This window comes from Neobacillus sp. GCM10027624 (assembly GCF_042675345.1).
In the GTDB taxonomy this organism is placed as follows: Bacteria; Bacillota; Bacilli; order Bacillales; family Cytobacillaceae; genus Neobacillus; species Neobacillus cucumis_D.
Genome location: NZ_JBHTHD010000003.1, coordinates 481387 through 505300, shown reverse-complemented (window position 1 = coordinate 505300; position 23914 = coordinate 481387). Strand labels below are relative to the sequence as shown.

General features: G+C 36.6%; 23 protein-coding genes and 1 tRNA gene. 4 read left to right on the top strand and 20 right to left on the bottom strand.

The window, feature by feature from the left end; translation table 11 throughout:
• Positions 1–337: 337 nt before the first annotated feature.
• The 7 genes from ACFQZ9_RS07415 to ACFQZ9_RS07385 all read right to left on the bottom strand — a co-directional run bounded on the left by ACFQZ9_RS07415 (position 338) and on the right by ACFQZ9_RS07385 (position 8616).
• A complete protein-coding gene (locus ACFQZ9_RS07415; RefSeq protein ID WP_498942991.1) occupies positions 338–1498 on the bottom strand; it encodes an MFS transporter in 1161 nt (386 codons plus the stop codon).
• A gap of 605 nt (positions 1499–2103) precedes the next feature.
• Positions 2104–3402 (bottom strand): CitMHS family transporter, encoded by a 1299-nt coding sequence (locus ACFQZ9_RS07410; RefSeq protein WP_498942990.1) that lies wholly within the window; start codon positions 3400–3402, stop codon positions 2104–2106.
• A 665-nt stretch (positions 3403–4067) separates the two neighbouring features.
• Positions 4068–4313: a transposase gene (locus ACFQZ9_RS07405; RefSeq protein ID WP_498942989.1), complete on the bottom strand. Its 246-nt coding sequence runs from the start codon at positions 4311–4313 to the stop codon at positions 4068–4070.
• Positions 4314–4622: 309 nt separating this feature from the next.
• Entirely contained in the window at positions 4623–5324 is a 702-nt protein-coding gene (locus tag ACFQZ9_RS07400) for an RraA family protein (protein ID WP_498942987.1), read from the bottom strand.
• 122 nt (positions 5325–5446) lie between these two features.
• The gene (locus ACFQZ9_RS07395) at positions 5447–6340 is read right to left on the bottom strand and encodes an NAD(P)-dependent oxidoreductase (RefSeq protein ID WP_498942985.1); all 894 of its coding nucleotides are present in this window, start codon (positions 6338–6340) and stop codon (positions 5447–5449) included.
• A 501-nt stretch (positions 6341–6841) separates the two neighbouring features.
• Positions 6842–7690, bottom strand: coding sequence for a MurR/RpiR family transcriptional regulator (locus tag ACFQZ9_RS07390; protein ID WP_498942983.1), 849 nt, complete (start codon positions 7688–7690; stop codon positions 6842–6844).
• Between the two features lie 829 nt (positions 7691–8519).
• A tRNA-Sec gene (locus ACFQZ9_RS07385) sits at positions 8520–8616 on the bottom strand.
• 150 nt (positions 8617–8766) lie between these two features.
• On the opposite strand from ACFQZ9_RS07385, the gene ACFQZ9_RS07380 reads away from it, so the two are divergent.
• Positions 8767–9192 (top strand): DUF2621 domain-containing protein, encoded by a 426-nt coding sequence (locus tag ACFQZ9_RS07380; protein ID WP_198309596.1) that lies wholly within the window; start codon positions 8767–8769, stop codon positions 9190–9192.
• Positions 9193–9292: 100 nt separating this feature from the next.
• Here the strand turns inward: ACFQZ9_RS07380 and ACFQZ9_RS07375 are convergent, their stop codons facing one another.
• The 3 genes from ACFQZ9_RS07375 to ACFQZ9_RS07365 form a co-directional block, all read right to left on the bottom strand.
• On the bottom strand, positions 9293–9769 hold the full coding sequence (locus tag ACFQZ9_RS07375; protein WP_498942981.1) for a CcdC family protein: 477 nt from the start codon (positions 9767–9769) through the stop codon (positions 9293–9295).
• Positions 9770–9948: 179 nt separating this feature from the next.
• On the bottom strand, positions 9949–10308 hold the full coding sequence (locus tag ACFQZ9_RS07370; RefSeq protein WP_133332342.1) for a response regulator: 360 nt from the start codon (positions 10306–10308) through the stop codon (positions 9949–9951).
• 115 nt (positions 10309–10423) lie between these two features.
• Positions 10424–11131, bottom strand: a complete 708-nt coding sequence (locus ACFQZ9_RS07365) for a cytochrome c biogenesis CcdA family protein (RefSeq protein WP_198309595.1) — start codon at positions 11129–11131, stop codon at positions 10424–10426.
• A gap of 282 nt (positions 11132–11413) precedes the next feature.
• Between ACFQZ9_RS07365 and ACFQZ9_RS07360 the strand changes: the two genes are divergently transcribed.
• Positions 11414–11593, top strand: a complete 180-nt coding sequence (locus tag ACFQZ9_RS07360; RefSeq protein WP_498942978.1) for an aspartyl-phosphate phosphatase Spo0E family protein — start codon at positions 11414–11416, stop codon at positions 11591–11593.
• A gap of 32 nt (positions 11594–11625) precedes the next feature.
• Here ACFQZ9_RS07360 and ACFQZ9_RS07355 read toward each other — a convergent pair whose 3' ends face one another.
• The 8 genes from ACFQZ9_RS07355 to yneA form a co-directional block, all read right to left on the bottom strand.
• The gene (locus tag ACFQZ9_RS07355) at positions 11626–13437 is read right to left on the bottom strand and encodes an ABC transporter ATP-binding protein (protein WP_498942976.1); all 1812 of its coding nucleotides are present in this window, start codon (positions 13435–13437) and stop codon (positions 11626–11628) included.
• Complete coding sequence (locus tag ACFQZ9_RS07350; RefSeq protein WP_498942974.1) at positions 13424–15175, bottom strand: ABC transporter transmembrane domain-containing protein; 1752 nt, start codon at positions 15173–15175, stop codon at positions 13424–13426. The genes ACFQZ9_RS07355 and ACFQZ9_RS07350 overlap by 14 nt, the downstream gene beginning before the upstream one ends.
• Before the next feature lie 638 nt (positions 15176–15813).
• On the bottom strand, positions 15814–16026 hold the full coding sequence (locus ACFQZ9_RS07345; protein ID WP_026574993.1) for a YneF family protein: 213 nt from the start codon (positions 16024–16026) through the stop codon (positions 15814–15816).
• A gap of 75 nt (positions 16027–16101) precedes the next feature.
• Complete coding sequence (sirA, locus tag ACFQZ9_RS07340; protein ID WP_026574992.1) at positions 16102–16542, bottom strand: sporulation inhibitor of replication protein SirA; 441 nt, start codon at positions 16540–16542, stop codon at positions 16102–16104.
• A gap of 212 nt (positions 16543–16754) precedes the next feature.
• Positions 16755–18755 (bottom strand): transketolase family protein, encoded by a 2001-nt coding sequence (gene tkt / locus ACFQZ9_RS07335; protein WP_498942972.1) that lies wholly within the window; start codon positions 18753–18755, stop codon positions 16755–16757.
• A gap of 181 nt (positions 18756–18936) precedes the next feature.
• The gene (locus ACFQZ9_RS07330) at positions 18937–19167 is read right to left on the bottom strand and encodes a DUF896 domain-containing protein (protein ID WP_026574990.1); all 231 of its coding nucleotides are present in this window, start codon (positions 19165–19167) and stop codon (positions 18937–18939) included.
• Between the two features lie 92 nt (positions 19168–19259).
• Complete coding sequence (locus ACFQZ9_RS07325; protein ID WP_498942969.1) at positions 19260–19907, bottom strand: recombinase family protein; 648 nt, start codon at positions 19905–19907, stop codon at positions 19260–19262.
• 15 nt (positions 19908–19922) lie between these two features.
• On the bottom strand, positions 19923–20246 hold the full coding sequence (gene yneA / locus ACFQZ9_RS07320) for a cell division suppressor protein YneA (RefSeq protein WP_498942968.1): 324 nt from the start codon (positions 20244–20246) through the stop codon (positions 19923–19925).
• 158 nt (positions 20247–20404) lie between these two features.
• Here yneA and lexA point away from each other — a divergent pair, with 158 nt between their 5' ends.
• A complete protein-coding gene (gene lexA, locus ACFQZ9_RS07315) occupies positions 20405–21028 on the top strand; it encodes a transcriptional repressor LexA (RefSeq protein ID WP_026574987.1) in 624 nt (207 codons plus the stop codon).
• Between the two features lie 185 nt (positions 21029–21213).
• Entirely contained in the window at positions 21214–21498 is a 285-nt protein-coding gene (locus ACFQZ9_RS07310; RefSeq protein ID WP_498942966.1) for a DUF4257 domain-containing protein, read from the top strand.
• A gap of 81 nt (positions 21499–21579) precedes the next feature.
• On the opposite strand, the gene glnA is transcribed toward ACFQZ9_RS07310, so the two are convergent.
• Positions 21580–22914 (bottom strand): glutamine synthetase family protein, encoded by a 1335-nt coding sequence (glnA, locus tag ACFQZ9_RS07305; RefSeq protein WP_498942964.1) that lies wholly within the window; start codon positions 22912–22914, stop codon positions 21580–21582.
• 29 nt (positions 22915–22943) lie between these two features.
• Positions 22944–23345 (bottom strand): MerR family transcriptional regulator, encoded by a 402-nt coding sequence (locus tag ACFQZ9_RS07300; protein WP_286179881.1) that lies wholly within the window; start codon positions 23343–23345, stop codon positions 22944–22946.
• Positions 23346–23914 lie beyond the last annotated feature (569 nt).

The following is a 23914-nucleotide window of genomic DNA, read 5'->3' as shown; positions in this document are numbered from 1 at the left end:
ACAATAAGAGGCATTATAATCTTCTTCAACTCAAGGCAACATCTCCAGTCGTATTATTTTTTACTTAATATTCATAAAATGTAATAATTATTACTCTTTTATTGTAGCACATAAATTTTCGAAATAAAAGATTTTTAATTTAATAATTTGAAAAATTTAAATAATTATTAATTTATTATTCTAAACCCAATTTAACTTTGGCTGCCTCCTTGGCCTAATATCTAGATTTGAATAAGGCCAAAGGAATGTTCCCTAGAGCCTTTTATTGAATGCAAACTTTTGGGTTTAACAGCTTCTTTTATTTCATTGTCTGGTTTAAAAGCTGAAACTAGTACTACTATTTATTTTTAGTAAAAAAAATGCTATTTGGATTGAGGGAACCAGCCAGAATAATAGCACCACACACATAAAATACACCAGACATTCCTGCAATACTTGAAACAGCCCCTAACGACAGCGGAGCAAGAATCTGTGTTAATTTATTAAACATTAGACGCAGGCCAAGACCTTCCGCCACACGATCATGCGGCAATGAATTGATGGTCGTGAAAATGGAAAGTGGCTGCCCTATACCTGAACAAAATCCAAGAACAAAAGCAAGGATACTAAGCCCTATCACACTATCAACGAATGGATTTAAAATGTAAATTAACCCAGCTACAAGGATTGATATTGTAATTATAACGTTGCGCTTCAAACGACGTACCATCCATTGTAAGATGCTTCGGATTAAAATACCTGCAGCTGCATTCAATGAGATAATGACACTAATTACAAGAGTTGATACCCCTTTTTCCACTGCCAATAATGGGAAAAATGCGATATAGGTATCTTTCGCCAGTAAAACAAGTGAGCTAACTATGACTGCTTTGCGCAAATCTTCGATACGTAGTAATTTAAAAGAATTCGCTTCTTTTTCCCCTTGTTCAACTGGTTCTATTTTTTTCTTCTTCAATTTTTTTAATTGAAAGGAAAGTGGTACAGCTAATAAAACAATAATTCCCAAAATGAAGAAAGAGTAAGTATTGCTTAAAACCTCTGAAAGTCCTCCGCTAATCAGCGGTCCAACAAAGCTGCCAGCTGCAACCGCAATACTAAATACAGAAATAAAGTATTCTCTCAACTTGCTTTTGGAAAATTGCCCCGCATACGCCTGTATCGCCAGAACAAATATTAGCTGAGCAAGACCAGAAAAGATTTGCGATAAGTAAATACCCATTAGATTGTTGAATATCGCGAGAATAATCATTGAAAGACTCCCAAATAGAATACCTAGAATAAGTGGGCTTCTGACTCCGATACCATCAATTATTTTCCCTGCTTTTATGGAAAAGAATAAAGGTAAAAAAGAAAACAGCGCAACAATAACCCCAATTTCTCCATGACTGGCACCTAAATCTCTTGCATAAAGCGGGATAAGGGGGCGACTTCCTACAATCGTAATCATAAACAAACATACAATAATAAATACAGCAAAACGATCATGCCTATTTTTCATCTCAATCTACTCCTTATCGCTTATCTACCATGCAAGAAAAGACAGGCCAGGAGTAATTCTACAGAAACGTTATTTTAACGAGTGCCTTTGATCTCCTAAAAAATGATCGTGTTGATGCCATGTTGGGATTCAAGTCTTTTCCAACGGCTCGTTAGATTTTAAGGGCATATAATATATGCGTATAATGAAAAAGGACAAACCTGCTAAGAAGGTAAGGTCTGTCCAAAATTAGACAATGTCTATTCATCGCTTCTTTGGAATAGCAGCTTAATAGATGATTCAGGTAAAACAAAATCTATTTTCTAGTAAAAATTTCATAGATATATTAGTGTCTCTTTTTTGAATTTGTTAAACATTATCAATTTTGTTCCAGCATTCTAAGTACTGCTCACAAATTCAACTACTTCTAAAAGCTTTATATGAGGATGCTCCTTTTTGTAAAGAACGAAAATCAAAAATCATTTTTTGTATCATGGTAAATTTCTCATCTAAACTTTGGCTGATTTGTATGACACAAGGATCAGAGATGCCTCTCTTTGCTAATTTCTATTATTAGGGATAGATACTCAAAAATATGAGAGATCACGGCTTATAGTGTTATATTATTAAATTGATAGCACTCCGAACAAAACACCGACAATGGTCATAACTAATGCTGTCCCTATCGCAAACTTGGCCGAAAAACGAATATGGTCACCTATATCAATACCTAGAAGCCCTACTAGTACATAAATAGAACCTTGAAGTGGGCTCAACAAGTGTAACGGTTGTCCCAATAGAGAAGCCTGTCCTATTTCTATTGATTTAATTCCAAAGTGAGCAGCTGTTTCCGCCATGATTGGAATGATCCCGAAATAAAAGGGAGCATTCGCCATAAAAAATGTAAATGGCATACTTATAAGTGCAACAATCACGGTTAATCTAGGTCCAAGAGAATCTGGAATAATTGCAATTAGAATATCTGCTATAGCCTTAACGATTCCAGTGCCTTCTATAATGCCGGAAAATACACCTGCTGCAAATATCATAGAGACAACAGTTAATATGTTACCTGAATGTGCGTGCAAACGGTCCTTTTGGTCTTGCAAGTTTGGATAATTAACAATCATAACAATCGCAAATCCAAGCATGAATAAAGCTGGTAGCGGTAAGAGGCCCATAATTAAGGCTGACATTATTAAGATTGTTAAAACTAGATTAAACCAAAATAATTTAGGACGCTTTATTGATGAATCCATCCCTATATCAAGGGTAGCAGCAATTTCTTCGTTAAAATCTCCGTGAATATTAGCAACCCCTATCCGCTTACGCTCACTCCGCCCGAGAAAAAAGGCAACACCCAGAACCCATATCCCACCTGCGACCATAGAAGGAATGATTGGCATAAGCATTTCTATTATATCTACATTTACTGCAGCAGTTGCTTGAACAGCCGGTCCCCCCCACGGTGTCAAATTCATAATCCCCATTGCTAATGCGGGAATACAGGCCAAAATAAGTTTGTTCATACCTAATCGTTCATACAAAGGAAGAAATGCTGTTACTACAATAAGATATGTAATTGTTCCGTCACCATCCAGAGCAACGATCAGCGATAAAACTGCCGTACCCAGTACAATTTTTAATGGGTCACCACCCACCATTTTTAAAATTTTCAATACTAGTGGATCAAAGAATCCTGTATCTATCAAAACACCAAAGTAAAGGATGGCAAAAATAATCATAATAGCAGTTGGAGCAATTTTCTCGAGCCCCGACAACATCATTGGTCCTAAATCGGTAAAACCGCCAATTAGTGCAAAAACGACCGGAACAATGGTTAGTGCATTGAACGCTGACAAACGCTTACTCATTATTAAATACATGAAGACTACAATCATTAAAAATCCAAGAATTGCTAGCATTATTTATTTCCCCCATATTTCGTTGAATTCATTAGATTACATTTCAGTTGTCAGCAGAAAATCTTTCTAGGGTGAATATCAATAGTAAACACAAAGAAGCATTCAAGACATGAAATGAAAAAATGACCACACTCTAATTTGTAAATGCTTACAAAATCTAACAAGCCGAAATTTTATTACATTTGCAAAACTAAACTACATGCCGGACTTCTATTACTATATAGAAAATAAATTTAATAAACACAGTCAAAGGAGTAAAAGTTTTTAAGCAAACAACGATTATGATTGTTATTTTCACCTTAAGCAAAAACTTTATCAATTTTATACTATCCGTCTATCTCCATTTATTTAAATTATTGATTAGTCTTAGTAACAAAAGTACCCTTCTATTCTCCATAACCCTTTGGTAAAAACGCCCAATTTTTTTGATAGAAGATGGAATTAATATTAGTTAAAAGATTAATTCCTTAATCCCTCAATTAGATTTAGATTGCTATATTTTTTTCTTTACAAGCTTCAATAACATCCAACCAATTTCAAAATACATCTATCCGGGAACTTATTAGAAGTCAGTTATAGTGTAGATTTTTTTAGTTTACCGGAAACTGCTTATTTTCCCAGTATTCCTTCTTTCCTTGAAAGAGGGCTGTATTCAACATTTTTGTTTATGCATAATAGTTTCCGTCTTTATATTCTTTAACCCAACGGTTCACCATTTTTGGACAAAGCTCATAGTGACGGGCAATATTTGCTGCATTACCTTTGTTAATAGCTTCTTTACAAACTTGTATTTTAAATTCTTTTAAATATTTTATACGTTTCATGATTTCAACTGGCCTTTCAGTTTTAAATATATCTCCAGTAAATACTAGATCCCCCGTCATTAACTTTACAATAAATTTATAGATCAATGCATAAATCTTTCAGAAGTTTCAAAATGTAAAAAAACGTCGGTGCTCACCTCTAGTAGATTCCCAATGAACTTTAGATAATTGCACTGTTTCTTGAACTGATTGACTAGGGGGGAAATGGCTAGTTCAATAAATTTCTGGTTCTAATCACGATCCTGTCTCAAATTTGTAATCCTCACAACATAAAAGCGTTAGAACTTTTTAACGCTTTTATGCTATGGTCTTTTAGTATTAATAGTAATATTTACGATAATTAAAATTAATAGTGTAATTTTCACTACATATTCAAACACAAAATTCCTTTACTACTTAAGATTTATATAGATCATCAATAATCGAACAATTTTTCTTCATTAGTGTTTCATCTACCCAGTCCCGGTTTGCAGATCCGTCTATGGCTTCCTGCAATTTTTTATGGTCATTGGCTGATACAATCTGTGCATCTTTTAAAATTTGACTGGCATCATTTTTAGGTATTACAATAACACCGTCAGAATCACCTAGTATAATATCGCCTGGACTAACATGAATACCCCCACAGGCAATCGGAACATTAATTTCTCCCGGACCTTCTTTATAAGGACCTCCCGGTGTCGTTCCCGTTGCATAGACTGGTATAGTCATTTTTGAAATCTCGTTAATATCACGAATCGGTCCGTCCAATACTAATCCGGCAATTTTTTTCGTGTGTTCTGCGTAGGAAACCATAATCTCTCCCATGAGAGCTTGTGTACGGTCACCCTCATTCGAAACAATAATAACATCACCTTCAGAAGCCATATTTAAAGCTTTGTGCAATAAAAGGTTGTCTCCCGGACGCGCTTTTACTGTCAGAGCTACACCAACCATTATTCCATTGTTAGGATTGGACATTAGTTTTATTTCTGAACTTAAAGCACTTAATCTTCCCATGCAATCTGCAACATTCGCCGCTGGAATTGTTTTAAAACCTTCTATTATATTTTGCCCCGGTAACTCTCTCTTCAAAAATACCCTATTTCCAACACTCATTCTTTTACATTCCTCTCTTTTTAAATCTTTTACCAAAATTTTGTTTAATTGTTCTACCGCTTCAAAATTTAAATCCACTCTAGTCAAATTTAAATTCTATTAAATTTATAAACTATTATTATTTAAGATATCCTTTCTTCCTCCTTACAAGCAGTGATTACATCCAACCAGTTCTCTGGGGTCTTTCCTTGGAACTTTTCTTTTAAATTTAATTCCGCCAACAATCTAAGTTTATCTTTAGCTGCCCTAGTCACCAAGGAACTCAAATTTGAGGATTCCAGCATCTCAATTGTCCCTTCTAATTCAATCGATCTTCTTAATGCATGAATAGAAGTTCCGGTAACCAAACGATTCATAGTTTCCTCAAATGTTTTCGCATTCATGGTTTCACTTATAGAGTTAATCACTCGTTCTTCCACATTAAACTCACTCGCAGCTTCTAACATTTCAAGCAAAAGAGCAGGTAAGCCTTTCATAAAGATGCTTCGAATTAATTTTACAGCAGATGCATCTCCCGGATTTTCACTTACTTTCGTAATATTCATTCCATATGGGGACATAAAATCAATAAAAGCGTCCGTTCCCTCACCACTCGCTAAAATAGGTACTTTATGTTTATAAACTGGCAAAGGACCCATCATTGCTGCATCAACGAAATATGCTCCTCTCTCCTTGATATTATCATTAATATTTCGCTTAACATTTGGGCTTGAGGCAGATACATCGATATACACAAGTTTGTTTTTTATATATGGCTTTAAGGTCTCACTTACTTCATACGCTTTATTTGCAGGAACAGCGACAATCAGGATATTTATTTCTTCCAAATTCAATAAACATTCTAACGAATTTTCGAGTTTAACTTGTGCTTGTTCAGCCCGTTCATGTACAAGTTTTCCATACACTGGGTGATTCCAGAGCGGATCATATGCTGAAATTTTTTCCAAGCCATGTACTTTTAGTCCAGTTGCCATTTCGAAAGCAGCTTCTCCAAAACCTACAAATCCTAATCTCATTTGAAATATCCTCCCTATTTAACTACAGAAGTTTCTGTTTTTTTTTCTATACTTTAATTAAAGTTTCACTACCTAATGTAAGGACAATTACTAAAATGGTGAAAGACCTTGTCTAATGTAATTTGCTATTACATCGATTTACGTAGTAAATATAACTACATCTAAACTTAATGTAAAATTTATTACACCTAAATATTATCATCGTTTTATTTTTATGTAAACCTTTTCAGTTAATAAATTTTTTTAAATAAAATAAAATTCAGAAATGGTAAACATTTTTTCTTATATTTGGAGCATCTTTGCTAAATTTAAAATATAAAAAAAAGCCACACGTGAACTAAACACGTACGGCCTTTTCATTTAAGAATTACTTTTAGTTTTTTTTCTAAAATCTTATACAAATAACAACGTCCTAAACTTACTCCTGAACATCAAAGTATTTTTATTAATAAAATCGAAGATACCACAATCATCTTCAATAGATTAGTTAAAAAATCATCCTTAATCCAAATGGTGATAGCCCAAATCGGTAATGATTGGTTCAATTGACTTAAAGCGTTCTTTTGTTTTATCCGGGTAATTTATTGCAATTGCACTAATAAGATAATCAGCAATAAACATTGGTCCAATGATAGAATTGTGAAAAGCAACGCTTTGATAACTGCAGGGAAGTAATAAATCCGTGAAACTCACTAAAGGAGATGAGTATCCGTCAGTAATAGAAATAACCTTCGCATTATTTTGTTTTGCAATTCTCGCCATGTTCACCATTTTTCTAGAATATCTTGGAAAACTAATAATTATCACTAAATCTGATGATGAAAAATTAGTTACTTTTTCTGGCCACTCATCTTCATTGGCCAAATGACTGTTACCAAACAATCGATTGAATCCATGATTTAAAAATTGAGCTACTGGCTTACTTGTTCTGGCACCTAAGCAATAAATCTGATTAGCAGAACATATCATATCAAACATCCTATTCAAAGTTTGGCTATCGATGAGATCCATCGTCGAACGAATATTTTCTATTTGGTTTTCTGCACAACGGACTAATAAATCACTTTCATTAATCTCCTTCAGATTTGCTTGCAACCTTGTTTGAGGGTCTACCCTATTTCTAAGTAGTTCTTGAAGTTCCTTTTGAAATTCAGCATAACCCGAAAAGCCTAATTTAAAAGCCATCCTCATAATCGTAGTAGTACTCGTTCCTACGAGTCCAGCCAATTGATCAACAGTTAAAAAAGCAACATCCATTGCATTTTTGATTATGTAATCGGCTACTTTACGTTGTGATTCGGTTAATTCTGGTGCCTTATTTTGAATTAATTGGATTACATTCGTTTTCATGACTTTCTCCTATATTGTAATTAAGAGTATATTTTCTTCATCATATCATATCGGTTAGTATGGTGCAGGAAAAGCCGTTACAAATTTCATAATAATACCAACAGTCATATATTTTTTTAGATGAGTGCACTTTCTTATTGTCTTTAACATAAATATCCTTATTAAGCACTATTCCACAAAACAGCACGTTTGTTAAAAGATAGGTAATCTATGCCCCGATATGAATATAGGAATATTGATTTAAATCATTATTCTATCAAGAAATCCTATTAACCGAATCATCAATTTGATTAGTAACACTTTTATTTCAGCCGGTGTAAAGGATTGGATTTCATCTTCATCCTACTTGATAACAATGTCATAAGAAAGCATGATTGGTTCTAAGACGCACATTAACAATAGTTAGTTTTAAACCTTGGTCATTAAGCATATAGACAATATAAATTCGAAGCAATTCAGCCGAAACTTCTTCATTAGGACACCCTCCCAGGTAATCATTGAGATAATGAAAATGTTCATACCAGGCTTGAATTGTAGGCTTTGACAAACCCTAAGTTTGTCAGAAGGTCATAAATCGCTCAACATTTCAATCAGAGTCATCTATTGTTCAGTTTGTTTGAATCTATATTCTGGTTACTTTTGAACCTTTTCCTTGAATTTTCGTAACTGTTTGCATAAGAAAATCCACCTTCCATTGAGAGTTTGGTGGATTTGATATTTATTTAATTTCCAGAAAAAAACTGTTGACTTTTCACTCTTATTTAAAAGGTTCAACTGTTGATAAAACACCCACAAAAAACGCTTAAACCTTTGAAACAATTAACTCTTTTGGCGGGACTGCGTGGGAATCGAACCCACCAGACCTGGCACGCAGGTCTCATGCGGTTTTGAAGACCGAGGAGGACACCAGTACCCCATTCAGCCCCGTAAAGTAAGGACGAATATTATTATACTAATAAAACCAACCTGCTTACAATACTTTTCACCAAATCGTAAAGTTTTACCGGTTTACTTGTCTTCTTTCCTTCAAACAGACTATAATAAGATGAAAAAATGTTTTTTTGTAGGTGAAGAAAATGCTTCATGGTTGGTTTTTATGGTTTATATTATTTTGGGTAGTGTTTCTGATTACTTCGTTTGGAATTGGCGGATTCTTTATGTTCCGTAAGTTTTTGAAAAAGATGCCGAAAGAAGACGGGAAGTCCGTAATGGACTGGGAAGAATTCTATGTAAACGAATCCCGACACCTTTGGGGCGACGAAGAGAAAGTACTTCTTGAAGATTTGGTAAGTCCAGTTCCCGAATTGTTCCGTGATGTGGCTCGTCATAAAATTGCCGGTAAAATTGGAGAAATTGCTTTAAAAGAAAATGCTCCAAAAATTACCGAGGAATTAGTAATTCGCGGTTATATCCAGGCTACTCCGAAAAGGGATCATAAATTTTTACGTAAAAAACTTTTTGAAAATAGAATTGATGTGGCTCCCTATGAGCATTTGTTCTAAACCGTCCGGAAACGTGGACGGTTTTTGTTTTTGTCTCACCCTTTTTAGGAATCCCTTAAACAAAAAACACCGATCCCCAAAAGGACCAGTGTTCACCGTACTACTTTTTAGTCAAATGAAGCTCCCTATAAAGCTTCTTATAGTCCACATACATGGCAATACGCCATGGCAAAAGCATACTAAATGCAAGCAGGAAGAACATTCCGCTTAATTGGAACGGATCAATAGTTGAGCTTAGTACTGATTTTAAAGCAATCCTAATAACCAACAGGCCCACTAAGATAAAAATAAAAGCTTTTGAACGTTTTAAATAAATATCGTTATCTCGAATTTCGAACTTCGAGGTTTTAATTAGGAAAATGGAAAATAGAGCCCCTACAACGACTGCCTCAACGATTTCCCATCCAGTCAGCCTAAACTTAGGAACCACGTACATTAAAGCTCCTGTCGCCATGAAAAAGGGCGGTAATATAATTTTTCTTGCATTTGTCGGTTTTTTTGCCGCTTTAAGACGGACGACCATGACCATAATAGCCATAAATGCAGCACCGATTGAAGAGATAACAACCGTGTTCATAGGATATTCATTCCTTATCTACATATTTTTCTTACTCATTATATATCAAAAATTTATGTTAGAAAAAGATATTTGCAACTTATTAATCAGATTTTAATCCCATTTTAAAAAAATCAAAGTAATTCATCCACAAACTGGAAAATGAAAAACCATTTCGGGAAAACCCCTGAAATGGTTGTCTATTTTAAAGCCCGATTGAGTGCTTCCATCACGCGGCAATCGTCGAATGGTTTAACAATAAAATCCTTTGCCCCTGCCTCAATGGCCTCCATAATAATTTTTTGCTGACCCATTGCTGAACACATAATCACCTTTGCCTCAGGAAAATCCCGGCGAATAACTTTAATCGCTTCTAGTCCGCTCATTTTCGGCATGGTTATATCCATTGTAACCATATCAGGTTTCAATTCTTTAAAAAGCTGGATCGCTTCCATTCCGTTTTCTGCTTCCCCGACAACAACGTGGTCTGTTTTATTTAAAATCGCCTTTAAGGTATTTCTCATTAAACTTTTATCATCCACTATCAATATTCTTGCCAATTCACTTCCCCCACTATGGATGCAAAACGCGCATCCTCGAATAAAAATTATCCATTTATGAGTCTATTATATTTGAAAACAAAGAATATTTACAGGATTTTCAAGTCATTTTACATTAAAAACCACTAAAGCCGCCAAATAAGCTTTGGAAAACAGTAATAATTTTTGTCATCCAGTCAAAGAAGAGAATAATCCCCATGACAATCATGAGATAGCCTCCGATTTTTACAATCTTTTGACTATATTTCTTGATCCATTTCATCCGTCCAACAAAGAAGGAGAGAATGAAAAATGGAATCGCAAATCCAAGAGAATACGCAGTCATATATAAGACACCAGAACCCGGGTTTGATGTTGCTAAAAGGATAACAGAAGAAAGAATAGGTCCGGTACATGGCGTCCAGCCAGCTGCAAAGGCCATTCCAATTAATATGGACCCAATATAACCGGATGGACGATTTTTAAATTCAAATTTACGGTCTTTCATCAAGAATTCTGGGCTTAAGATCCCCACAATCATCAAACCAAAGAAAATAATAAATATTCCGCCCAGCTGGCGAATAAGATCTTTATATTCCCGGAAAAAACTTCCTACATAGGAGGTTCCGAATCCAATGGCAATAAAGATGCACGAAAAACCAATGAGGAAAAATAATGTATGTAGCAAACTCCGCCTTTGAAGCATCGCATTTTCACTTTTCAGTTCCCCTACTGACATTCCAGTAATATACGATAAAAATGCCGGATACAGAGGCAGACAGCAAGGTGAGATAAAGCTAAGAAATCCCGCACCTAATGCTAGAAAAATATTTACATCAGACATATAAACACTCCCAATATAGTCGATACCTATTTCATTCTAACAAAACTTTTGCCTAAAAGATAATGATTACCATGAATATTTTGTGACTATCGCTCATTTCTTTCCCCTATTAGAAAGTACTCCCATAGCTACAATAATATCCCTTGCAATAATGGATATTTTTTTACAAATCCCTTTGAATTTATTCCCACAATAGGTTATACTAGTAAAACAAATTAATAGTTTTAGATAATTCATTCTTCGAACATACAATTTAGGAGTTTTCCGGAAAGGACATCGGCCGTGATCAAACAAGAACTAATCGCATTAATCGAAAAAAAGCGAGCTGAATTAATTCAAGTCGCGATCACCAACGGCTTGAGTTCCTCCGTTGCTATACGCTACAGCCAGGAGCTTGATCATCTATTAAATGAATATAATCGAACTTTTATAAAAAAATCTCACCAATTGGTGAGTCAATAAGAGAGCCCGGCATGCAAGCTGCCGGGCTTTTCCTATTCATTAACTGCTTTTTCAAAACGTTCCATCAATCCGTTTTGTAATAGGAACATTTTATGATACAGCCCTTCCTGAGATAGCAGCTCCTGATGGGTTCCACGCTCAACAATTTCTCCTTGATGGAGGACTAGGATAAGGTCCGCATCCTGGATAGTAGATAAGCGATGTGCAATAGCAATCGTTGTCCTCCCTTTACGCATTTTTGCTAGCGTAGTTTGAATCGCCTCTTCTGTTTCCGTATCAATATTAGCCGTTGCTTCATCCAATACAAGTATTTTCGGGTTCGCTGCAATCGTTCGCGCGAATGCAATCAATTGTCTTTGACCACTGGAAAAAGTTGAACCCCTCTCCACAACTTTATGTTCATATCCATCATCCAGTTTTTCAATAAAGCCATGAGCTTGAACAAACTTGGCAGCTTCCACTACTTGTTCGTCCGTTAATTCCGTATTATGCAAACGGATATTATCCTTGACGGTCCCATAAAACAAAAACGGATCCTGCAAAACAAGCCCCAGCTTTTCCCTTAATACTTCTTTCGAAAACTCACGAATTGATACGCCATCTATTAGAATATCACCACGCTCATATTCATAAAAACGCATCAATAAATTAATAATCGAGCTTTTTCCGCTGCCGGTATGCCCTACAAGAGCAACCGTTTCCCCTGGGTTTGCAGTAAAGGAAATATCCTTTAACACTTCCCGTTCTCCATCATAGGAAAAGCTTAAATGCTTAAACTCAATTCTTCCAGCTTCAATGTTTAGTGTCTTTTCTTCCTGCTGGGCAGGTGCCAGCTCTTCTTCATCCAGCAATTTAAATACACGGCCCCCGGCAACAATTGCCTGCTGGTACAAGGACAGGCGCATCATCATTTGATTAACTGGCTCAAAAAAACGGTCTAAGTAACTAATAAACGCATATAGGACACCAATCTCAACTGTATGCTGGAAGGAAGTAATTCCAAAATAACTCAATACGATGATTAACCCAAAGACATAAATCAGATCAATAGCCGGTCTTAATAAAAGCCCATCAACTTTGATGTTTTTCATTCCTGCTAGATAATGCTGTTCATTGATATCCGCAAACTCTTTCCGGAGTCTTTTTTCCTGACGAAACATTTGGATAATTGACATTCCTGATAGTGATTCACTCAACTTTGCATTCAATTGGCTTAAACGTTCGCGCATATCCGTATAGAAACGGGAGCTGTATTTTCGGTATAGGTTCATGACAAGCAACACAATTGGGATGATGACCACACAAAGAAGAGCAAGCTTTACATTTAAGATAAACATCGCGATAAAAATTCCAATCAGCAAAAATCCACTTTGAATAAACGTGGCCAGTACTGTCACAAACATGTCTTTTATCGCTTCGGTATCATTGGTCACTCTTGAAACAATACTTCCCGCCGGTGTTTTATCAAAATAACGTAACCCTAGGGCCTGAACCTTAGAAAACACATCAATCCGCAACTGTTGGATGATTTTCAAGGCAATCTCTTGGAATTTAACTAATTGAAAAAACATCAAGATGGCTTTGATGATTTGGATTCCCATATACACCGAACCTAATATCAGTAAGGGCTTAAATGTTAATTTCCCAGGTGTTAAATAATCATCGATAAATATTTTTACGAGAATTGGTCCGACGATATCTCCTATCGTGGTGAGCAAAAGCAATAGGAACGCCCAACCCAGTGCTTTTTTGTGTGGTTTTGTATAGGAGAGCAGCCGAGACAAGACATTTTTATCTGTTGTTTTAGTCATAAGAGCCGCTTTTTCTATTTTAGTGTCCCCCATGCTCAACCAACTCCTCTAGCTGCTGGTGTAAATACATTTCTTTATACCATCCATTCCCCGCCATCAACTCATCATGTGTTCCTCTTTCGATGATTTTTCCTTCATCTAAAACAAGAATCAGATTGGCATGTTGAATCGCGCTTAACCGGTGCGAAGTAATGATGGTGGTTTTCCCTGCTCGGTTCTCTCGTAAGGAAGACAGTATTGCTTCCTCAGTTTTTGCATCAACAGCAGACAAGGAATCATCCAGCACCAACACTTCTGGATTCATCAGGAGCGCACGGGCAATCGAAATCCGTTGTTTTTGTCCGCCGGAAAGCGATACGCCACGTTCCCCTACAACGGTTTGATATCCATCCGTAAATTGAAGAATATCCTCGTGAATATTCGCTAATGCGGCAGCCGCTTCAATTTCGTTGAGAGGAGCATCAGGATTGGTAAAGGCAATATTTTCAGCCACAGTGGCTGAAAAGAGAAAATGATCCTGGGGAACATACCCGATTGCCTCGCGAAGTTTTTCTAGTTTGTATGTTTGAATACTTTTTCCACCAAATAAAATTCCCCCACGATCATTTTCGAATTCACGGATAAGCAGTTTCAATAACGTCGTTTTTCCTGCACCTGTTTTACCAACGATTCCCAGCGTTTCCCCTTGATTTAATACAAAAGAGATACCCTTTAACTTGGCTTCCATTTCATCTGGATAAGTAAACTCCAAAATTTCATATTTTATATCCCCTGTTGGGACTACATCTAATGCTTCTTTAGAATCGCGGATTTCTATCGGTTCACCAAGAAGTGCTGATACACGGTCATAAGAAGCGCGTCCACGCTCAACAATATTAAACAACCAGCCAAATGCGAGCATCGGCCAGATTAAGAGTCCCAAATAGGTGGTAAATGAAATCAGTTCCCCAATGGTCAATTCCCCATTGATCACATATTTTGCACCGAAGACAATCGAGAGGAAAAAGGAAATCCCCACAATAATCGATATCGTCGGATCATAAAGCGAATCTATTTTCGCAACAATGATATTTTTTTGAACAACATCCTCGGATTGTTTTCGAAAATCCTCAATATCTTCTTTTTCCTGACCAAAGGTCTTAATAACCTTTATCCCGGTAATGCTTTCCTGTGTTTTATCATTTAAGGAGGAAAATGCTTCCTGTGCTTTGTGAAAAGTTCGGTGTAGCATCGTGCCAAACCAGCTGGTTAACATTGCCATAAAGGGCATTGGAATCAGGCAAATTAACGTAAGCTTCCAGCTGATTGTAAATGCCATTGCTAAGATGACGAACCCGCCGGTGGACAGCGAATCGACGAGGGTAAGAACACCGGCACCTGCTGTTTGCTGGATGGCCTGTAGGTCATTGGTCGCGTGGGCCATCAGGTCACCAATCCGCCGCTTTTGATAAAATGCCGGGGACATATTGGTGAAATGCTGATACAACCTGTTTCGTAGTATTTTAGAGAGCTTCACGGATGAACCAAAGATCATCATTCTCCAATAATATCGCAATACATACATCATCAGAGCAACTACAACAAGAATACCCATCCACTCTACCAAGATACCAGTTGTCATTGTTCCTTCCTTTATGTGGTCCGCAATAATCCCAATTACCTTAGGCGGAACCAATTGCAGCAAGGCCACCAATAATAAGAGAAGTGTACCTGTTACGTACGATTTTTTCTCCTGTTTAAAAAACCAGCCCAAATCCAAAAAGACCTTCATCTAAACTCCCCCGAAATCTCTATCTATACGTTTAACTCGTTGGATAATTATTTTAACAAATTTTTGAAAAATAATAAAGATTTAGAAATTAACTTGAAAAGCATGAAAAAAAGCACCCATAAGCCTGAATGCTTTAACCTTGCCTATAATAAAAGAGCCAACTAGGGCTCATTCAAATTTTATTTTGAGTTTTGCGACCCTTTTCTTTAGGTGATGTTTTGACCTTTTTTCCATTCTTTAGACTACAAGATTAAAAATTTATCGTGACAAGAGTTGAATCAGTTTGTCACCATGATTTTTTGATTTCTGTAGATATTTTTCAACTTTGTCTAATTCGATACTTTTAGCCAAAAGAGTGTTATAACTGATGAACCAGAATTTATGCCATTCTCTTTTCAATTTAGCAACCATCATAATCACTCCTACATTGTTCTTTCCTTAAGATTACCAAACAATTGTAAAAGTAATTTATGCGAATTGTTAAGATTTTGAAAATTGCAATATTAATTCCAGAGAAATTTCCCTTTTGTTTTTTTAAACGTACTTACATCTGTTTTTTACCGAACAATATATAAGTAAAATCGTGATAAAGGAATTACCTATGAAAAAAAGCACCCATTTACACGAGTGCTTGTCCTTTATTTTGATTGCTGCTTATTCATAGCATTCATCATTTGGTTGATCTTCTTTTGTGAAGGTTTCATACCCATTTGCATCATCATCATTTTAAGCATTTGTTCATTAATTGGCGGATTTTTCTTTAAATAGCTCATCATATACTTACGAGCAATGAAAAATCCTAGTGCTACACCAGCAGCTAATGCCAGTATACCAACTAGAACGTACATCATTGAATTTCCTCCTTCATGTTGTCTACCATACACAGTGTACTAAAATTATTAGGAATATACAATATCCGTTTTTAATTATACATATTTTCTTTCTTTAATCGGCTTTAACCATCCAAAACGCTCATGCTCCAAGTCGATTGCTAAGAACGAAGATTCACATTTCCTAAGAACTTCAAAAAACACTGTTTCTGCCTCATAGCTGCCAGTTGCCTCTACTGATATGAAATCCTGGAAGACGGCTAATTTTGCTATACTTAGTCTTCCATTCATTTCAATAGAATATGTGCCATGTTCCGCCTTAAACCCCTTTATTTTTCCAAGTTGTTTCTGCAAAAGGTTATGAATTTTTAAAACCTCAACCGTTTTTGTTATATAAGTAATTTGTTTTCCTGTAATATATTTTAGCTCGCCGAATGCTCTTTCATGTTCACGAAAAAGCTGAAAAAACATGCTCTCTCTTCCGAAGTAATGGGCGGCAAATTCATCTTCTATTAAATATAGCCGATAGTTTCTCACCACAATCTCTCCTTCGCCAAAAGCCCTTTTTTCTATTATAAAAAAACAAAATCAAAACTTTTGTCTTTCGGCGGCAAAAACTTTCACTATTTTTGTCGATTTTTATGTTTATGATAAAAACCCTACAAATTCTAAGATTTAAAAGCGATTAATCAATATAAAAAAAGAGAACAGCCATTATAAGCTGTCCTCTCATTGCAAAGGAAATATTATTATAATAATGCTTTCACACGAGCTACTACATTATTTACTGTGAAGCCGTATTCTTCCATAATTTTTTCACCAGGAGCTGAGGCGCCAAATTTATCAATGGCTAGCACATCTCCTTCGTCTCCTACATATTTATGCCAGCCTAAAGAAGCACCCACTTCAATTCCAAGACGTTTCTTCACATTCTTAGGAAGAACAGAATCTTTGTATTCTTTTGATTGGGCTTCAAAGCGATCCCAAGAAGGCATGCTGACTACAGAAACCTGCACACCTTCTCCTGCTAATGCTTTTTGCGCTTCCACAGCTAGTCCTACTTCAGAACCAGTTGCTAGCAACAATGCGTCCGGAGTTTCTTTTTCAGAAGCAGAAATAACGTAAGCCCCTTTTGAAACACCTTCATATGCATTTACATCCGTACCTTTGATCGTAGGTAGATCTTGGCGAGTCAATACAAGAGCCGTTGGCTTGTTTGTTGACTCAACAGCAAGCTTCCATGCAGCCGCTGTTTCATTTCCATCTGCCGGGCGAATGAGGGACAGATTCGGCATTGCTCGCAATGCGGCAATTTGTTCAATTGGCTCATGTGTTGGACCATCTTCCCCAACCGCAATACTGTCATGGGTAAATACATACGTAACTGGTAATCCCATTAAAGCAGCTAGACGAATGGATGGACGTAAGTAGTCCGAGAAAACAAAGAATGTTCCGCCGAATACCTTAACACCGCCATGAAGCGCAATTCCGTTCATTGCTGCTCCCATTGCAAATTCACGAACGCCAAACCAGATATTACGGCCTTCATAGGAATCAGGCATGAAGTCATTAGAGCCTTTGATTAAAGTTTTATTTGATCCAGCAAGGTCTGCAGAGCCGCCAATTAAGATTGGTAAATTTTTCGCAATACCATTAAGCACTTCACTTGAAGATGCACGGCTAGCAAGGCTTTTCCCCTCTTGGTAAACTGGAATATCTTTGTCCCAACCCTCTGGAAGCTCATGGTTTAATGCTTTCTCAAGCTGTGAACCAAGTTCAGGGTATTCCTTTTTGTACTGTTCAAAAAGGTCATTCCATTCCTTTTCTTTCTTTTCTCCATTTTCAACAATAAGCTTCTGGAAGTTTTCATATACTTCTTGTGGTACATGGAAGTCTTCTTCAAAGGTCCACTTATAAGCTTCTTTTGTCAATTTTAATTCAGCCGCACCTAATGGAGCACCGTGGACACCGGAAGTTCCTGCGCGGTTTGGTGAACCATACCCAATGACTGTCTTCACTTCAATCATGGTTGGACGATCTAAATCACTTCTCGCTTCTTCTAGGGCTTTTGAAATTTCTTCAAGATTGTTGCCATCTTCTACACGAATATACTGCCATCCATAGGCTTGGAAACGTTCTTTAACACTCTCAGAGAATGATTTATCTAGATCTCCATCAAGAGAAATATCATTTGAATCATATAGAACAACTAAACGGCCTAATTTTAAGTGGCCTGCAAGTGATGCAGCTTCTGCAGACACACCCTCCATTAAATCACCATCACCACAGATACTGTATGTATAATGATTCACAAGTTCATATTTATCCTTGTTATAAACACTTGCTACATGGCGCTCTGCCATTGCCATTCCGACTGCCATGGCAATACCTTGGCCAAGTGGTCCTGTCGTTGCTTCTATCCCTTCAGTGTGACCATATTCCGGGTGGCCAGGTGTTTTACTGCCCCATTGACGAAATTGCTTTAAATCATCCATTGTTACATTGTAACCGGACAAATGAAGCATGCTGTATAACAACGCGGAACCATGTCCAGCAGATAATACAAAACGATCACGATTAAACCATTGAGGATTTTTGGGATTATGGTTCATAAAGCGAGTCCATAATGTATAAGTCATTGGTGCAGCACCCATTGGCATTCCAGGGTGGCCTGAATTAGCTTTTTCAATCGCATCAATAGAAAGTGTGCGAATGGACGTTACCGATAAAGCATCAATCATATCAAACATAAATTACATCCTTTCCTGAATAATAGGATTATAAGTACACCAATAATATTATAGTCCCGTTCCGATTTATTCAACTAATTGCATCAAAATTAGTTTTTGTAAGCCTTATCATTTTCTATTTTCCCACAGAAAGCGCTTTAATATGTAAAAGAGGAATACAAAAATGTATTCCTGCCCTTTTTTAATGTAAGTTATTCTTTTTTCTAGCTTTGATTTTTTCAGGTGTTACATCATTACCTAGTGGATCGATAATTTTGGTATTCGTTAATGTATCTAACATATTAGAACGGAAAGCAGCTAAATATTCACTTCTTAATTTTGATTGTTCTTTTGCTTCTAGCTCCGTTAATCCAGTTGATTTTGATTTTCTTGCTAATTCATTAATTCTCGCTAATTTTTCCTTTGAAAGCAAATTAAACCCACCTTTCGAAGCAAGTTATCATAAATACTAAATCCATGACAACTGATTTTACTAGAAAAAGCTCCGTCTGACAAGGTAAATGTTTAATCTTCTTCTGTTTGAATATATTCCTGATATCGTCTATGTACGGTTGCTTTTGAAATATTATAACCAAATCCCCTTAAGGTAGCGGCAATTTCAGCAAAGGTCAATTTGTTTTTTCTTAGCCTGACAATCTCTTCAATAGGTGCATCAATTTTTTCCCTGCCTGAGTGTTCTCCTAGATTCTTAAGGTTTTTCTCAGGTTTGTATCCTTGTTGGACTGCCCTTTTCATACCACGCTTTATTTTGATGTTATGGAGCTTGCGCTGGTATTCCTCTACCATCCCAACAATTTGTAACACCATTGAATCTGATTCAGAAAGCTGCAGTTCTCCGTTGTGTGATATACAAAAAAGCTTTATATCTTCTTTTAAAATACAATGCAACAGAGCAATCTTTGCATTACCTCTGCCCAATCTCGTTTCATCCTGAATTAATACGGCCTGGATCGGTTCATCTTTAATTGTTTGAAGCAGTTGAAGAATCCCATCCCTTTCCAGTTCATAACCACTTGCTTGTTCTTTAATGATGGATACAACATCAAATTGATACTGTTTAGCGAGCTGGATGAGTTCTTCCTCTTGCCTTTTAAGTGAGGTTTCCTGTGTCTCTTTTGTTGTACTCACTCGGCAATAAATAATTGCTTTCATACTTAATCTCTCTTTCTATTCTTCAGCAGCACTTGCTAACTCTGTAGTAGATAAGGTTTTCTTATTAACGGGAATAACAATCTCTTCACCAGGATAAATGTTTTCATCTTCTATTTTATTATGGAGTTTAACCCAATTTACGAATTCCTTATTGGAAAGAGAATGCTCATTTGAGTATTCCTTAGAAATTTTCCAAAGGGAATCTCCTTCGGAAACAGTTATTTTTTTATAGCGTTCATTTGCGGATGAACTAAAATCAATCGAAAGTATAAAAGCAAATAGGCAGCTTAATCCAATTAGAATAATAGAAAATGAGTATTTGGTCCATATTTTTTTCATTACAAACACCTCTCGACAGAATATATGTTCGTTTAATTGATTTTATTATAATCCGAACATCTGTTTGTTGTCAATAATATTCGAACTTATGTTTGTATAAAACTGGCGAACATGCTATAATTAAGGTAACAATTACTAGTGGCGAGGTGGAAATTACCATGGCTAAAATTTCTAAACGGCAGCAGGATATTCTTGATTTCATTAAAGGCGAGGTAAAGAAAAAAGGGTATCCACCCTCTGTTCGGGAAATCGGTGAAGCAGTCGGTCTTGCTTCCAGCTCTACCGTTCACGGTCATTTAGCTAGATTAGAAAGTAAAGGGCTTATTAGAAGAGACCCTACTAAACCAAGAGCAATCGAAATTTTAGAAGTAGATGAAACAGCTCAAATCCCAAGAAATAACGTTGTCAATGTTCCTGTTGTCGGTAAGGTAACCGCCGGGCTTCCGATTACAGCGATAGAAAATGTTGAAGAATATTTTCCACTTCCCGAAAGACTTGCTCCATCTGATGAACACGTATTTATGTTGGAAATTATGGGTGAAAGTATGATTGAAGCAGGGATCCTTGATGGGGATTATGTCATTGTAAAACAGCAGCCAACCGCTAATAACGGTGATATTGTTGTCGCAATGACCGAGGAAGATGAGGCAACCTGTAAACGATTTTTTAAAGAAAAGGATTATATTCGCCTTCAGCCGGAAAATTCCGCAATGGAACCAATCATTTTAAGGAATGTCTCTATTTTGGGAAAAGTGATTGGAGTTTATCGACATATACATTAATAAAAAAAGTCAGTACAAAATAATGTGCTGACTCTTTTTTATAGGGATTTCACTATATTTATTTTACAAATATTGAAAATTCAGTATTTTTTACCCATTTTTTATAGATTACAATTTTAATATAATGGAATTACACCAAGATTTACCTTAGGTCAAAAATTTAGGCTTAAGGAGGTTGAGAAACTGTGTTAAAAGGCATTATTTTCTCTTTCATAATCGGTGGTGTAGTTGGAATTCTTGGACATGTTCGAAAGCATGGAAAAATCATCATGCCGCGTAAGACAAAAAAGTTCATTTATCTTGGGTTTTTAGAAGAAATGCTTCTTGGCGCCTTTGCTTCACTGCTTCTTGTTTTGTATATTTCCCCTAATTCTTATGTTGAGAAAATGACCATCTCGATTACCGCAGGGATTGGTGGTGATTTAGTTCTGACCGGTTATAAGCAATTCAAGCAAAATGGTTCAGATTAAATGCAAACCCCTAAATCCCATAAGCTTACTTGCATAATAATAAAACTCCTAAGCAGCAATGTGCTTAGGAGTTATTTTGTATTAATACATAGACATGTATTGTTCTCTTTCCCATGGGTGAACTACTGTACGGAACATATCCCACTCGATTTCTTTCGCTTCAACAAAATGTTCGAAAATATGTTCACCAAGAGCAGCGACCATAGTTTCGTTGGCTTTTAACTGATCCAATGCTTGTGCTAATGTTGCAGGAAGATCGATGATGCCTTCTTCGATTCTTTCTTCTTTGCTCATTACATAGATGTTGCGGTCCACGGCCGCAGGAGGAGTTAAATTATTTTTAATTCCATCTAAACCTGCTTTCAAAAGAACAGCTAAAGCAAGATATGGGTTTGCTGCAGGGTCAACGCTGCGCACTTCTACACGTGTGCTCATTCCACGTGAAGCCGGGATACGAATTAATGGTGAACGGTTTTGTGCAGACCATGCTACATAACAAGGTGCTTCGTAACCAGGTACAAGACGCTTATAAGAGTTTACTGTTGGGTTTGTTACAGCTGTAAAGCTTGGAGCATGCTTCAAGATTCCAGCAATGAATTGACGTGCAGTATCACTTAGTTCAAGATCACCAGTTGGCTCAAAGAATGCATTTTTGCCATCTTTAAATAGGGATAGGTTGCAGTGCATTCCTGAACCATTCACACCGAATAATGGTTTCGGCATAAATGTTGCGTGTAAACCATGTTTGCGTGCGATGGTTTTTACCACAAGTTTGAATGTTTGAATTTGGTCACAAGCTGTTACAGCATCAGCATATTTAAAATCAATTTCGTGTTGTCCAGGAGCTACTTCATGGTGAGAAGCTTCAATTTCAAATCCCATTTCTTCAAGCTCAAGAACGATATCACGACGGCAGTTTTCCCCTAAATCGGTTGGTGCTAAGTCAAAGTAGCCGCCTTGGTCGTTTAATTCAAGAGTTGGTTCACCTTTTTGATCTAATTTAAATAGGAAGAATTCCGGCTCAGGTCCTAGGTTAAAGTTTGTGAAGCCAAGTTCTTTCATCTCTGCTAGAAGACGTTTAAGGTTATTACGTGGGTCTCCGGCAAAAGGTTTGTCATCTGGAGTATAGATATCACAAATTAAGCGGGCAACTTTACCTTTTTCCGCAGTCCAAGGGAAAACAACCCAAGTATCAAGGTCAGGATGAAGGCGCATATCAGATTCTTCAATCCGTACAAATCCTTCAATAGAAGAACCATCAAACATCATTTTGTTATCTAATGCTTTTTCTAATTGGCTGATTGGAATCTCGACGTTTTTAATCGTTCCAAGGATATCTGTGAATTGTAAACGAATAAATTTAACATTTTCTTCTTGTGCCAAACGTTGAATATCTGCTTTAGTATACTTAGCCATTTTATTACCCCCTATTAATAATTAAATGATTAATGGAAAAAGCGTGACATATCTCCCTGTCTTAAAGTTGGACGGCTTAATTTGTTCGTGTGCAACAATTCATTGCGAAGTAGTTTTCTAAGCTGTTCATCCGTTAACTCACGTTTGGATTTTTCAGCCTGTTGTTGAATAATATTGGTTTGTTGCTCTTTCACAAGGAATAGCTGTTTGATCCCAGCCATATTGACCCCTTGATCAATTAAATCCTTGATTTCTAAAAGCCGGTCAATGTCATTTAAACTAAATAAACGCCTGTTTCCATCCGTTCTTGCTGGAGAAATTAATTCGTGCTCTTCGTAGTATCGGATTTGTCTTGCAGTTAATTCCGTTAGCTGCATGACTGTTCCGATGGGAAACAGTGGCATGGAACGGCGAATTTCTTTTCCGCTCACCTATCCTCGCCTCCCTTTTCGTAATTCATATTGTTATTATATTTGGTGTTAGAAAATATGTCAATCATATGTTAGATTTTCTAACATGGTTTTTTATTTGAAAATTTTTAGATTTCAATGATGGGTATTATTATGTAACGGTATTATTTTAAAATATACATAGTGCCATTTATATATAATTTTTTATGTTCATATGTTCTGAGAGGTTTTTTTAGTTCCCGGGCAACGGATTTTTTCATCTTTGGAGGCACTATGAGGCCCTGATTGTTCCCACTCAATCGGTTTTTTCGCCTTCACAGGCACTACGTTACCTTGTTAGTTCCCGCTCAACCGATTTTTTCACCTTCACGGGCACTATGTTACCTTGTCAGTTCCCGCTCAACCGATTTTTTCACCTTCACGGGCACTATGTTACCTTGTCAGTTCCCGCTCAACCGATTTTTTCACCTTCACGGGCACTATGCGATCTTATCAGTTCCCGCTCAACCGATTTTTTCGCCTTCACGGGCACTATGTTACCTTGTCAGTTCCCGCTCAATCGGTGTTTTCGCCTTCACGGGCACTATGTG

What these genes read in the sequence shown, in the direction of transcription:
- ACFQZ9_RS07325 (WP_498942969.1), bottom strand. Translation starts at nt 19,907, where the DNA reads ATGAAAGCAATTATTTATTGCCGAGTGAGTACAACAAAAGAGACACAG.
- ACFQZ9_RS07350 (WP_498942974.1), bottom strand. Translation starts at nt 15,175, where the DNA reads ATGAAGGTCTTTTTGGATTTGGGCTGGTTTTTTAAACAGGAGAAAAAA.
- ACFQZ9_RS07410 (WP_498942990.1), bottom strand. Translation starts at nt 3,402, where the DNA reads ATGCTAGCAATTCTTGGATTTTTAATGATTGTAGTCTTCATGTATTTA.
- lexA (WP_026574987.1), top strand. Translation starts at nt 20,405, where the DNA reads ATGGCTAAAATTTCTAAACGGCAGCAGGATATTCTTGATTTCATTAAA.
- ACFQZ9_RS07345 (WP_026574993.1), bottom strand. Translation starts at nt 16,026, where the DNA reads ATGATGTACGTTCTAGTTGGTATACTGGCATTAGCTGCTGGTGTAGCA.
- ACFQZ9_RS07400 (WP_498942987.1), bottom strand. Translation starts at nt 5,324, where the DNA reads ATGAGTGTTGGAAATAGGGTATTTTTGAAGAGAGAGTTACCGGGGCAA.
- ACFQZ9_RS07390 (WP_498942983.1), bottom strand. Translation starts at nt 7,690, where the DNA reads ATGAAAACGAATGTAATCCAATTAATTCAAAATAAGGCACCAGAATTA.
- yneA (WP_498942968.1), bottom strand. Translation starts at nt 20,246, where the DNA reads ATGAAAAAAATATGGACCAAATACTCATTTTCTATTATTCTAATTGGA.
- tkt (WP_498942972.1), bottom strand. Translation starts at nt 18,755, where the DNA reads ATGTTTGATATGATTGATGCTTTATCGGTAACGTCCATTCGCACACTT.
- glnA (WP_498942964.1), bottom strand. Translation starts at nt 22,914, where the DNA reads ATGGCTAAGTATACTAAAGCAGATATTCAACGTTTGGCACAAGAAGAA.
- ACFQZ9_RS07365 (WP_198309595.1), bottom strand. Translation starts at nt 11,131, where the DNA reads ATGTCTGATGTAAATATTTTTCTAGCATTAGGTGCGGGATTTCTTAGC.
- ACFQZ9_RS07355 (WP_498942976.1), bottom strand. Translation starts at nt 13,437, where the DNA reads ATGGGGGACACTAAAATAGAAAAAGCGGCTCTTATGACTAAAACAACA.
- ACFQZ9_RS07415 (WP_498942991.1), bottom strand. Translation starts at nt 1,498, where the DNA reads ATGAAAAATAGGCATGATCGTTTTGCTGTATTTATTATTGTATGTTTG.
- ACFQZ9_RS07380 (WP_198309596.1), top strand. Translation starts at nt 8,767, where the DNA reads ATGCTTCATGGTTGGTTTTTATGGTTTATATTATTTTGGGTAGTGTTT.
- ACFQZ9_RS07375 (WP_498942981.1), bottom strand. Translation starts at nt 9,769, where the DNA reads ATGAACACGGTTGTTATCTCTTCAATCGGTGCTGCATTTATGGCTATT.
- ACFQZ9_RS07395 (WP_498942985.1), bottom strand. Translation starts at nt 6,340, where the DNA reads ATGAGATTAGGATTTGTAGGTTTTGGAGAAGCTGCTTTCGAAATGGCA.